This window comes from Vibrio cyclitrophicus (genome assembly GCF_024347435.1).
Lineage (GTDB): Bacteria > Pseudomonadota > Gammaproteobacteria > Enterobacterales > Vibrionaceae > Vibrio > Vibrio cyclitrophicus.
On record NZ_AP025480.1, the window covers coordinates 1,070,470 to 1,082,716 of the forward strand.

Genomic DNA, 12,247 nt, shown 5'->3' on the forward strand with positions numbered 1-12,247 from the left:
ACCGACACGAGTGTATTGCGTAGCCAAACAGTGATGGAAAAGAGCGGCAATAGCGAAGTGTCGAAAAGATAAGTGCGCGAATGCTACCCAAAAATGTGATTAAGTTCAAGGTTGAACCCCACTTTGAGTAATATATCTATTATAAGTTATCGGAAGAATAGATATAAAAAAGGGCTGCTTATTAATAAGCAGCCCTTTGGTGTTATCTACGGATTAATCCGTGAAACTTATTAGTATTGAGGCTTAGTCATGCCTGCGCCAGCTTTGTTTGACGCTGCTTGGCTACCCGCACCTTTCGGTACAAAACGCTCAGTACGGAAGGGAGCTGCAACAACTTGAATCTCTTTGATCTCTTGAGGACCCGGCGCTTTAGTCATTGGTGAACCTGCTTGCTTTTTAGCAACCACAGCCTTTGGTGCCGCTTTAGGAGCTTCTGCTTTTACAACAGGAACTTCTTCAACTTTTACACTTTCAGCGTTAGGAGTTTCAACAGCGACTTCAGGTTCAACAACGGGTGTTGCTTCTTCTGATTGTACAGGTTTAGCTACAACAGGAGCTTCTGCTACTGGAGTTTCAACTTTCGTCGTTTCAACAGCGATAGGAGCTTCTTTAATAACGGCTGGAGCTTCAGTTACCTGAGCTTCAACGTTAACTTGTTGAGTTGCAGTTTGCTCAATAATAGCAGCATCGTCACGACGAATGATTACTTTACCCATAGCCAGTTCAGGACACGCAAAGCCACCTGCCATAACTACGTTGCTTTGTGGTGCTGTATCTTGAGCAACATTTTGCTCTTGAACAGCAACTTTAGTCTCTGTACTCACTTGAACTTCGGTCACTTCAGGTTTTGCCTGTTTGTGATGAGGCTTTGGTACGAAGCGAGGCATTACTTTACCCATAGCCATCTCAGGAGAAGCTACGCCACCTTTACGTAGGCGGAATGGGTTAGGGCGACGATCACGACCACGACGACGACGTTGACCACTTGCACGTAGATGACGTGGAGAACGACGGTTACGACGTTGTTTTGGCTCTTCCTGTTCAGTTTGCTCAGAGTTTGCTTGAGTTGCTTCTACTTGTTCCGCAACTTTTTGCTCTTTTGCTACTGACTGTTCTTTTGCGACAACTTGCTCTTTAGATGAGTTGTCTGCTTCAGCTTGAGCTTGTTGGTCTTTAACTCGAACTTGTTTGTTCAGTTTACGACGCTGACGACGCTCTTTAATCTTAACAGCTTTAGCTTCAGGTTTTGCCTTAGGCGCTTCAGGCTTGTCAGCTTGAGCTTCTGCCGCCAGCTGTAGACCTTCTTCTGCTAATTTAGATGGTACTTGCTCTTCGCGTTGCTTCTGCTCATCACGTGGCTTGTTGCGACGATCTTGCTTTGGCTTACGAGGTTGACGAGTTTGCTGTGGAGCTGCTTCTTTTTGCTCTTCAGGTTTCTCATCACGTGCAGGTTTGCGACGACGTTTGTTGTCACGGTTTTCGTTACGGTTGTCACCACGTTCGCCGCGTTGTTCACCACGCTCGTTACGTTGTTCGCCACGGTCACCACGTTGGTTACGACGGCGGTTGTCGTTACGATCACGGCGTTGACGGTTACCGTTGTTACGATTGCTTTTAGGTTTCTCTTCTTCTTGCTTCTCTTCTTTTTTCTCTTCTTGAGTCGAAGAGCCAAATAGGAAGCTACCGATAGCCTTGAAGAAACGACCGATTAGACCTGGTTCTTGAGTTGTTACTGGCTCAGCTTTCTTCTCTTCTACAGCTTTTGGAGCTGGAGCTGGAGTCGGTGCTGATTGAGCTGGAGCTGCAAAGCCTTTTAGAGCCGGCTCTTCGAGCTTCTTAGGGCGAATAGTCTGTTCTGCAGGTTCTTTGCTTTCCGCTTCTTTAAGCGCATCTAGCTTTTGAGGAAGTAGGTAAGACAGTAGATCAAACTCTTCACCTTCACGAACACGGATAACCTCAAAGTGTGGCGTTTCCATGTCTGAGTTAGGAACAACAGTGATCTTAACTTCTTGGTTCTTCTCAATGTGGTTTACTGAGCGACGTTTTTCATTCAGAAGGTAAGAAGCGATTGGAACAGGTACAACAGCAAGTACTTGCGCTGTATTGTCTTTCAGGGCTTCTTCTTCAATCAAACGTAGAACAGACAGTGCTAGAGATTCGTTATCACGAACAACACCAGTACCTGTACAACGAGGACAAATGTGGTGGCTTGCTTCTGCTAGTGATGGGCTCAAACGTTGACGAGACATCTCTAGAAGACCAAAGCGAGAAATACGGCCAATCTGAACACGTGCGCGATCTAAACGAACGGCATCACGTAGACGGCTTTCTACTTCGCGTTGGTGGCGAACCGGAGTCATATCGATGAAGTCGATAACAACAAGACCGCCTAGGTCGCGTAGACGTAACTGACGTGCAATTTCATCGGCCGCTTCTAAGTTAGTATTTAGCGCTGTTTCTTCAATATCGCCGCCCTTTGTTGCACGAGCAGAGTTGATATCGATAGAAGTCAGAGCTTCTGTTGGATCGATTACGATAGAACCACCAGAAGGAAGACGAACTTCACGTTGGAAAGCAGACTCGATCTGGCTTTCAATCTGGTAATGGCTGAATAGAGGCACTTCACCATCGTATTTCTTAACGCGATTCATGAAATCTGGGCGTATTAATTGAATGTGCGCTTGTGCACGTTCAAAAATAGTGTTGCTGTCGATTAGAATCTCGCCAATATCACGACGTAGATAGTCACGAATCGCACGAACGATTACGTTACTTTCTTGGTGAATAAGGAAAGGGGCTGCGTTTGAATCAGAAGCTTGCTTGATAGCGCCCCAGTGATTCAATAGAACATTCAAGTCCCACTCTAGCTCTTCTGCACTTTTGCCAACACCCGCTGTACGCACGATTAAGCCCATACCTTGAGGAAGTTCAAGAGTGCTTAATGCTGCTTTCAGTTGAGTGCGTTCATCACCTTCGATACGACGAGAAATACCGCCAGCGCGAGGGTTATTAGGCATAAGAACTAAGTAACTACCGGCCAAAGAGATGAAAGTCGTCAGTGCAGCACCTTTGCTACCACGTTCTTCTTTCTCTACTTGTACGATCACTTCCTGGCCTTCTCTTAGCACTTCTTTAATGCTAGGGCGGCCTTGGTATGTATAACCTTCAGGGAAGTATTCGCGGGCAATTTCTTTAAGAGGGAGGAAACCATGACGTTCTGCGCCGTAATCAACAAATGCCGCTTCTAGGCTTGGTTCAATACGGGTAATACGTCCTTTGTAGATATTCGCTTTCTTTGACTCGTGACCTGGACTTTCGATATCTAGATCGAACAGTCGCTGGCCATCAACCAAAGCGACACGCAACTCTTCTTTTTGAGTTGCGTTAATTAACATTCTTTTCATTTAGAAATTCTCATTGTCTTTTCTTATTTTCATCATTGTTCTTATCGCTTTATTTCGTTTCTCATGGTGCCAGATCCCATGGCTTTATCGGTGCAGCCTCCCGGCTGGAGAGGGATGCTCTGGGGCACGTCAGTCATCATAGGGAGTTAGCCTATGATCCGCGATGTGGCGGTGAATACTCAACATGAGTGTACGTGAGTAGAGCGATAAGGAGCTCAGTTGACCGTGTCTTACGCCGATTGCAGCACTGTCTAATCTGAGTTATCTACTCATTTACTTGCTTATGAATGGTTAGCTGTTTAAATAATAGTCAAACCACTGATAGCAGCTGTGAACTATAGCAGCGGTCGGTAAACACAGCAATCTGCTTTGTCGGAATGCTGTAAAAAAAACAGTTTTTGTTTGGGTTTTGATAGCTCTAACTCACTGTCTATAAATAATTTATCATTTGATATTTTAATTTGCAGGAATCTTGATGCTTTTTTGTTCGAAGAATCAAAGAAATATAGAACTTCGAGTGCAATTTAGTGATGGATTCGAGACTATTAAGCGTAAATTAGTGCGGAATAGTGCTAAGAAAATCTCAATTATCAAAAGTGACAGTGATACAATAACCGCATGAGCGAAATTAGAACCCAAGTCCAGTTTGTCGACATCGACGAAGATATGGCTGGTCAGCGTATTGATAACTTCTTACGCAACCAATTAAAAAACATCCCGAAAAGCATGATTTATCGAATCGTGCGTAAAGGCGAAGTCCGCGTAAACAAAAAACGCATTAAAGCTGAGTACAAACTAAAAGCTGGTGACTTAGTTCGTATCCCACCAGTAACGATTGAAGAGAAAACAGAAGAGAACATACCGAGCACAAAACTCAACAAGGTTTCTGAACTAGAACAGTGCATCATTTATGAAGATGATCATCTGTTGATTCTTAATAAACCGTCGGGTACTGCTGTTCATGGTGGTAGTGGGCTAAAGTTTGGCGCGATTGAAGCATTGCGTGCACTTCGTCCTGATGCTCGCTTTCTTGAGTTAGTGCATCGGATTGATAGAGATACGTCTGGCATTCTACTTGTTGCTAAGAAGCGCTCTGCACTAAGACATCTTCAAGCGCAGTTCCGTGAAAAAACGGTTCAGAAATACTATTTCGCTTTGGTGATGGGTGAATGGAAGAACAGTTGTAAAGTGGTCAATGCACCTTTGTTGAAAAATGAAGTAAACAGCATTGTTCGTGTTAACCCAAATGGTAAGGCGTCTGAAACTCGTTTTAAGGTTTTAGAAAAATTCCAAGACGCGACTTTGGTTCAAGCGAGCCCTATTACCGGCCGCACCCACCAAATTCGTGTGCATGCTCAGTATACTGGTCATCCGATTGCTTGGGATGACCGTTATGGCGATCGTCGATTCGATGCTTATACGGGTAAAGTTGGATTGAATCGTTTGTTTCTTCACGCAGCAAACATCAAGTTTACTCACCCAGGTAGCGAAGAGAAGATGGATATCTCAGCGCCAATGGAAAAAAGGCTAGAGAAGGCCCTGACTGGTTTACGTAAGCTTTAGAAATATACGAGTTCACAAATTTTTCGTGAATTGAGTATCTGAGCTTCAATTAGAAAAGGTTGACGAATATCGTCAACCTTTTTGTTTTCATATGTTGTCGAAGATCCTTAACTCGCTCATCCCTTCTCTTGAGGATGACGAAATTTACTGAAAGACCGTTTCGCTACTTATTTCACTTTTCTTTCTCGTCGTTTCTTAAACGGACGAAGGAAGGAGTAGGGAACCCTTAACAAAGAGAGAGTATTTGTTACAGCACTCTCATTCCTTGCGCTTCTAACATATCGACTAAATCGATCAGAGGTAACCCGATCAAGGTATTTGGATCTTTGCCTTCCATTTGTTTGAACAAAGCAATGCCTAATCCTTCACACATAAAACTGCCTGCGCAGAAATAAGGCTGCTCTTTCTCAACATACGAAATGATTTGTTGCTCTGTTAGATCGCGGAAATGCACCACGAAGGTGTCGAGACGCGTGTCAGCTTTATTGGTTTCGCTGTTCCAAACGGAAAGTCCAGTATAGAAAGTGATGCTTTTACCACTTTGGCGAGATAGTTGCTGAATTGCTTTTTCACGAGTGTGTGGCTTACCAATGATCTCATCGTCAATCACACAAACCTGATCAGAACCAATCACTAATCCTGGTTGTTCAATTGTACAAGACTTGGCTTTCGTCTCAGCTAAACGCATCACTAACTGCTGAGGTGTCTCTTCTGGAAACGGTGTTTCATCGCAGTCAGGCTTGGCTGTTATGAAGTCTAAGTGTAGTTTTTTGAGGATCTCTTGCCTAAATGGTGAGGTAGAGGCTAAAACTAGTTGGTAATTTCTCATTTTAATTTACAATTCACGGAAGCATTTATCTCAGGATAACGTAACTTGTCCTGCTATTCATAATGCTCTGAATAGGAAAGGCAGGAAAGTACATTTTTTTTGCCATTTCCTTTGACTAAACATGATTTGGAAGATAAGATTCGCGCCCTATGCAAAAGGAAAAAATACCGCGTACAGTTGATCCGGCAAGAACGGCTCAAAAACGACTCGATATGGATGGTATCATCCAAGTCAGTCTTTTAAAGCGTTTAACCGAAGCAACTGAAGGCGTAAAACGTGACGCGCAAGTCTCAATGTCATTTGGGCTTGATGAACAACGATTAGTCGTTATCTCTGGTAAAGCTAACGTCGAAGTCGATTTAGAGTGTCAACGTTGTAATGAGGTTTTCGCGCATGAGTGCGATGTCCAATTTACTTATACTCCTGTTTACAGCGAGAAAAGTGAAGAGGAAGCACCGGAAGAGTACGATTTGGTAGATCTGAACGAGTACGGTGAGTTAGACCTGATTCAATTAGTTGAAGACGAGTTCATCCTTGGATTGCCACAAATAGCAATGCACGACGATGCGAAATGTAGCGTTAACTCAAATAACTTGGTGTTTGGTGAACTTCCTGAAGAAATTGAGGAAGACAAAAAGCCGAATCCATTTGATGTTTTAAAAAACTTGAAGAAGTAACTTATTAACAAATAAGTATCTTTAAGAATTTACATAGGAGTAGGGTCAATGGCCGTACAAAAGAGCAAGAAATCACGTTCAATGCGTGGCATGCGTCGTTCACACGATGCGCTAACTACAGCTGCACTTTCTGTAGACGCAACTTCAGGTGAAACTCACCTACGTCACAACGTGACTGCCGAAGGTTTCTACCGCGGCAAAAAGGTTATCAACAAGTAAGGTTGACCTTTGCAAAATCTAACCGTTGCGCTTGATGCAATGGGCGGAGACTTCGGTCCCCGTGTAACAGTGCCTGCCGCCGTGCAGGCACTGTCGTATTTCCCAGAGCTAAAAGTCATTCTCATAGGTGATCGAAACGCGATCACATCTCAATTATCTTCATTAGGTCAAATGCCTGATTCTCGTTTGAGTATCCAGCACTGTGACCGAGTTATCTCCAATTCTGAAAAACCGTCACTAGCTTTACGTAATAGTCAGGGTAGCTCTATGCGTGTCGCTATCGATCTGGTTGCCGAATCACAGGCTGATGCTTGTGTGAGTGGTGGTAACACTGGTGCATTGATGGCTTTGTCTCGTTTCCGACTCAAACTCCTCCCTGGTATTGATAGGCCTGCATTGGTTTCCGCTTTGCCTACTGCCTCTGGTAACCGGACGTGGATGCTTGATTTAGGAGCAAACGTATCTAGTGATGCGGATTCACTCTTTCAGTTTGCCGTGATGGGCAGCGCATTAGCAGAACAACATTTAGGGCGAGCTCCACGCGTCGCTATTTTGAATATTGGTGCAGAAGAAATTAAAGGCAACGACCTTGTAAAACGATGCGCCGAAATGTTGGCTAATACTCAATCCGTTAACTTCATAGGCTATATTGAAGGTAATCAACTACTTCAAGATGCAGCTGATGTCGTCGTATGTGATGGTTTTGTGGGCAATGTCTGCTTAAAAACGTGCGAAGGTACAGCTCAGCTCTTTATTGATAAGCTAAAAACGCGCATGATGGCTTCAACAATAAAGGGTTGGATTGCCAGAAAGCTGTTTTCTGAGCTATTTACTGAATTAAAAACCTTGAACCCCGACCAGTATAACGGCGCAAGTTTGTTAGGATTGCGCGGCATTGTCATTAAAAGTCATGGAAGTGCTGATGTGTCTGCAGTCGTCAACGCGATTGGTGAAGCAGTACACGAGGTCAAACGACAAGTCCCCAGCCGCATTAGCGATCGTTTGGAAGCGGTTTTACTCGAGAGGCATTATTAGTCTTCATGTATAGCAAAATTTTAGGTACTGGCAGCTACTTGCCATCTCAGGTGCGTACTAACGCAGACTTAGAGAAAATGGTAGAGACTAGCGATGAGTGGATCGTTGCTAGAACAGGTATTAAAGAGCGTCGTATTTCAGCGGAAAACGAAACCGTTGCTGATATGGCGTTTTACGCTGCTGAAAATGCCATTGAAATGGCAGGTATCGACAAAGAAGATATTGATTTAATCATCGTTGCGACAACCAGCAGTAGCCATACATTTCCGTCTTCGGCATGTCAGGTACAAGGCAAACTTGGTATCAAAGGTTGCCCTGCGTTTGATTTGGCTGCGGCATGCTCTGGCTTCGTCTATGCATTGTCTGTTGCTGATCAACACATCAAGACTGGCATGTGTAAAAATGTTTTGGTGATTGGTGCTGATGCACTGTCAAAAACCTGTGATCCGACTGACCGCTCTACTATCATCTTATTTGGTGATGCAGCAGGTGCGGTGGTTGTAGGCGCAAGCGAAAAGCCAGGTATTTTGTCTACTCACATATACTCTGATGGTAAATACGGTGAGCTTCTAAGCCTAGAAGTACCAGAGCGTGGCGGTGATGCAGACAAATGGCTGCACATGGCGGGCAACGAAGTATTTAAAGTAGCTGTAACTCAGCTTTCTAAGCTGGTAAAAGACACATTGGCTGCGAACAATATGGATAAGTCAGAGCTTGATTGGCTAGTTCCACACCAAGCGAACTACCGTATTATCTCGGCAACTGCTAAAAAGCTGACGATGTCACTTGATCAAGTGGTGATCACCCTTGATAAGCACGGCAATACGTCGGCAGCTACCGTACCTACAGCACTTGATGAAGCTGTGCGTGACGGGCGAATTAAACGTGGTCAAACGCTTCTACTTGAAGCATTTGGCGGCGGCTTCACTTGGGGTTCTGCGTTAGTTAAATTCTAACCTCAAGCGAAAATCAACAAACAAGGCACATAACTTATGTGCCTTATTCAATTTTTGCTTTGCTTAAAGGAAAATTACAATGAGCAAGTTTGCTATCGTATTCCCAGGCCAAGGCTCTCAAGCTATCGGTATGCTTGCTGACCTAGGCGAACAGTATGATGTTGTAAAACAGACATTTGCTGAAGCTTCAGAAGCACTTGGTTACGATCTATGGGCATTGGTTCAAGATGGTCCAGTAGAAAATCTAAATGAAACTTTCCGCACTCAACCGGCTCTATTAACAGCGTCTGTTGCAATTTGGCGTGTATGGCAAGAGCTTGGCCTAGAGCAACCTGCAAACTTAGCAGGTCACAGCTTAGGTGAGTACTCTGCACTGGTTTGTGCTGGTGTCATCGACTTTAAAGAAGCGATCAAATTGGTTGAGTTACGTGGTCAGCTGATGCAAGAAGCCGTTCCTGCAGGCGTTGGAGCAATGTACGCAATCATCGGTCTTGACGATGAAGCGATTGCTAAAGCGTGTGAAGAAGCTGCGCAAGACGAAGTTGTGTCTCCAGTTAACTTTAACTCTCCTGGCCAAGTTGTTATCGCAGGTAACAAAGCGGCGGTAGAGCGTGCTGGTGCACTATGTAAAGAAGCCGGCGCAAAGCGTGCGCTTCCTTTGCCTGTTTCTGTGCCATCTCACTGTGCACTGATGAAGCCGGCAGCAGACAAACTAGCGGTTGCTCTAGAAGCGCTAGAGTTCAATACGCCAGCACTACCTGTTATCAATAACGTTGATGTTATTGCTGAGACTGACCCTGCGAAAATCAAAAATGCACTTGTTCGTCAGCTATACAGCCCAGTTCGTTGGACTGAAGGTGTACAGGCAATGAACGAACAAGGCGTAGAGAAACTACTAGAATTAGGTCCAGGTAAAGTTCTTACTGGCCTAACAAAACGAATCGTAAAAACTATGACAGCTGCTGCAGTTAACGACACTGCATCACTAGAAGCTGCTAAGTAAATAACCACTTAATAGAGAAGTTATGATGAATTTAGAAGGCAAGGTTGCACTAGTTACAGGCGCAAGCCGTGGTATCGGTCGTGCAATCGCTGAACTTTTAGTTGAGCGTGGTGCTAAAGTTATCGGTACAGCTACTTCTGAAGGCGGCGCAGCTGCAATCAGTGAGTATCTGGGTGAGAACGGTAAAGGTCTTGCTCTTAATGTCACTGATGTTGACTCAATTGCTGCTACACTGAAAACCATCAACGATGAATTTGGTGCGATTGACATTCTAGTTAACAACGCTGGTATCACTCGTGATAACCTACTTATGCGTATGAAAGACGATGAGTGGAACGACATCATTGATACTAACCTAACGCCTATTTTCCGCATGTCTAAAGCTGTATTGCGTGGCATGATGAAGAAGCGTCAAGGCCGTATTGTTAACGTTGGTTCTGTAGTTGGTACTATGGGTAACGCTGGTCAAGCTAACTACGCAGCTGCAAAAGCTGGTGTAATTGGCTTTACTAAATCAATGGCTCGTGAAGTTGCGTCTCGTGGCATTACAGTAAACACTGTAGCGCCTGGTTTTATCGAAACAGACATGACTAAAGCGCTAAATGATGACCAACGTGCAGCAACTTTGGCGAATGTACCAGCAGGTCGACTAGGTGACCCTCGCGAAATCGCTGAAGCTGTGGTATTTTTGGCGTCACCTGCGGCAGCTTATATCACAGGTGAAACACTTCACGTCAATGGCGGTATGTACATGGTGTAAATTATGTGCAACATTTGTGCATGATTTAAGTCAAGATCATACGTAATTTCGGTTAAAATCGTGAAAATTGTGGTTTGACCAGAAAAGTTGACCTTGCAACTTTCAATAGATTGAATAAACTACGGAAAACATCGCATAAAGCGAACTCTGTAAAGGAAAAGAAAAAATGAGCAACCTCGAAGAACGCGTAAAGAAAATCATTGTTGAACAGCTAGGTGTAGACGAAGCTGAAGTTAAAAACGAAGCTTCTTTCGTTGATGACCTAGGTGCAGATTCTCTAGACACAGTTGAGCTAGTAATGGCTCTAGAAGAAGAATTCGACACTGAAATCCCAGATGAAGAAGCTGAGAAAATTACTACTGTTCAAGCAGCTATCGATTACGTAACTAGCGCTCAGTAATAATCTCTCCCAGGCGGTCACCTCGACCGCCTGTGTTTTATCTAACTCATCTATCCTCATCTTAAATCACCTCAATCTCCGGAGTGTAAAATCGTGTCCAAGCGTCGTGTAGTTGTCACTGGCATGGGTATGTTGTCACCGGTAGGCAACACTGTAGAATCTTCTTGGAAAGCCCTGCTAGCTGGTCAAAGTGGTATCGTTAATATCGATCATTTTGATGCAACCAATTTCTCAACTCGTTTTGCAGGTCTAGTAAAAGACTTTAACTGCGAAGAGTATATGACTAAAAAAGATGCTCGTAAGATGGACTTGTTCATCCAGTACGGCGTCGCAGCAGGTATTCAAGCTTTAGATGATTCAGCCCTAACTATTACTGAAGAAAACGCTCCACGTGTGGGTGTTGCTATTGGTTCTGGTATTGGTGGTCTTGGTTTGATCGAAGCCGGTCACCAGGCTCTAACTGAAAAAGGCCCTCGTAAGATTAGCCCGTTCTTCGTACCGTCGACGATCGTGAATATGATTGCTGGTCACATGTCTATCATGCGTGGCCTACGCGGTCCAAACATCGCGATTTCTACTGCATGTACGACTGGCCTACATAACATTGGCCATGCAGCTCGTATGATTGCATACGGCGATGCTGACGCAATGCTAGCGGGTGGTGCTGAAAAAGCATCAACTCCACTAGGTATGGGCGGTTTTGGTGCGGCTAAAGCATTATCTACTCGTAACGATGAGCCTCAAAAAGCTTCTCGTCCATGGGACAAAGGCCGTGATGGTTTCGTTCTTGGTGACGGTGCTGGCATGATGGTTCTTGAAGAGTACGAACATGCGAAAGCTCGTGGTGCTAAGATTTACTGTGAGCTAGTTGGCTTCGGTATGTCGGGTGACGCTTACCATATGACATCTCCAAGTGAAGATGGCTCTGGTGGTGCATTAGCAATGGAGGCGGCTATGCGTGATGCAGGCATTACTGGTGAACAAATCGGTTATGTTAACGCACACGGTACTTCGACTCCAGCAGGTGACGTAGCGGAAGTTAAGGGCATCAAGCGTGCTCTTGGCGAAGCAGGCAGCAAGCAAGTATTGGTATCTTCTACGAAATCGATGACTGGTCACCTTTTAGGTGCTGCTGGTTCTGCTGAGGCTATCATCACAGCGATGTCTCTGGTTGATCAAATTGTTCCACCAACAATCAACCTAGATGATCCTGAAGAAGGTTTAGATATTGACTTAGTACCTCACACTGCACGTGAAGTTAGCAACATGGAATATGCTGCATGTAACTCATTCGGTTTCGGTGGTACAAACGGCTGTTTGATCTTCAAAAAGATTTAATCATCTTATTAAAGACGTAAACACTCGTAGATAGTCACAATTAGACTTGTTTTTAAACGGCTT

General features: G+C 44.4%; 11 protein-coding genes. 9 read left to right on the forward strand and 2 right to left on the reverse strand.

Annotation, left to right across the window (positions count from 1 at the left end; translation table 11 throughout):
* Positions 1 to 230: 230 nt before the first annotated feature.
* Positions 231 to 3,404 carry a ribonuclease E gene (gene rne / locus OCW38_RS04985; protein WP_016783817.1) on the reverse strand — a complete coding sequence of 1,058 codons (3,174 nt, stop codon included), beginning with the start codon at positions 3,402 to 3,404 and terminating at the stop codon, positions 231 to 233.
* Positions 3,405 to 4,022: 618 nt separating this feature from the next.
* Between rne and rluC the strand changes: the two genes are divergently transcribed.
* Positions 4,023 to 4,967 carry a 23S rRNA pseudouridine(955/2504/2580) synthase RluC gene (gene rluC, locus OCW38_RS04990; RefSeq protein WP_016783818.1) on the forward strand — a complete coding sequence of 315 codons (945 nt, stop codon included), beginning with the start codon at positions 4,023 to 4,025 and terminating at the stop codon, positions 4,965 to 4,967.
* 247 nt (positions 4,968 to 5,214) lie between these two features.
* Here the strand turns inward: rluC and OCW38_RS04995 are convergent, their stop codons facing one another.
* Complete coding sequence (locus tag OCW38_RS04995) at positions 5,215 to 5,796, reverse strand: Maf family protein (protein WP_010437248.1); 582 nt, start codon at positions 5,794 to 5,796, stop codon at positions 5,215 to 5,217.
* A gap of 149 nt (positions 5,797 to 5,945) precedes the next feature.
* On the opposite strand from OCW38_RS04995, the gene yceD reads away from it, so the two are divergent.
* The 8 genes from yceD (at position 5,946) to fabF (ending at position 12,184) form a co-directional block, all read left to right on the forward strand.
* Complete coding sequence (gene yceD, locus OCW38_RS05000; protein WP_010437250.1) at positions 5,946 to 6,473, forward strand: 23S rRNA accumulation protein YceD; 528 nt, start codon at positions 5,946 to 5,948, stop codon at positions 6,471 to 6,473.
* Between the two features lie 48 nt (positions 6,474 to 6,521).
* Positions 6,522 to 6,692: a 50S ribosomal protein L32 gene (gene rpmF, locus OCW38_RS05005; protein WP_004737376.1), complete on the forward strand. Its 171-nt coding sequence runs from the start codon at positions 6,522 to 6,524 to the stop codon at positions 6,690 to 6,692.
* A 9-nt stretch (positions 6,693 to 6,701) separates the two neighbouring features.
* Positions 6,702 to 7,727, forward strand: coding sequence for a phosphate acyltransferase PlsX (gene plsX / locus OCW38_RS05010; RefSeq protein ID WP_010437265.1), 1,026 nt, complete (start codon positions 6,702 to 6,704; stop codon positions 7,725 to 7,727).
* 5 nt (positions 7,728 to 7,732) lie between these two features.
* Positions 7,733 to 8,683, forward strand: coding sequence for a beta-ketoacyl-ACP synthase III (locus OCW38_RS05015; protein ID WP_261895296.1), 951 nt, complete (start codon positions 7,733 to 7,735; stop codon positions 8,681 to 8,683).
* 79 nt (positions 8,684 to 8,762) lie between these two features.
* Positions 8,763 to 9,686 carry an ACP S-malonyltransferase gene (fabD, locus tag OCW38_RS05020; protein ID WP_010437278.1) on the forward strand — a complete coding sequence of 308 codons (924 nt, stop codon included), beginning with the start codon at positions 8,763 to 8,765 and terminating at the stop codon, positions 9,684 to 9,686.
* A 25-nt stretch (positions 9,687 to 9,711) separates the two neighbouring features.
* On the forward strand, positions 9,712 to 10,446 hold the full coding sequence (gene fabG / locus OCW38_RS05025) for a 3-oxoacyl-ACP reductase FabG (protein WP_010437280.1): 735 nt from the start codon (positions 9,712 to 9,714) through the stop codon (positions 10,444 to 10,446).
* Positions 10,447 to 10,612: 166 nt separating this feature from the next.
* Entirely contained in the window at positions 10,613 to 10,846 is a 234-nt protein-coding gene (gene acpP, locus OCW38_RS05030; protein ID WP_004737381.1) for an acyl carrier protein, read from the forward strand.
* Positions 10,847 to 10,939: 93 nt separating this feature from the next.
* The gene (gene fabF, locus OCW38_RS05035) at positions 10,940 to 12,184 is read left to right on the forward strand and encodes a beta-ketoacyl-ACP synthase II (protein ID WP_010437291.1); all 1,245 of its coding nucleotides are present in this window, start codon (positions 10,940 to 10,942) and stop codon (positions 12,182 to 12,184) included.
* Positions 12,185 to 12,247 lie beyond the last annotated feature (63 nt).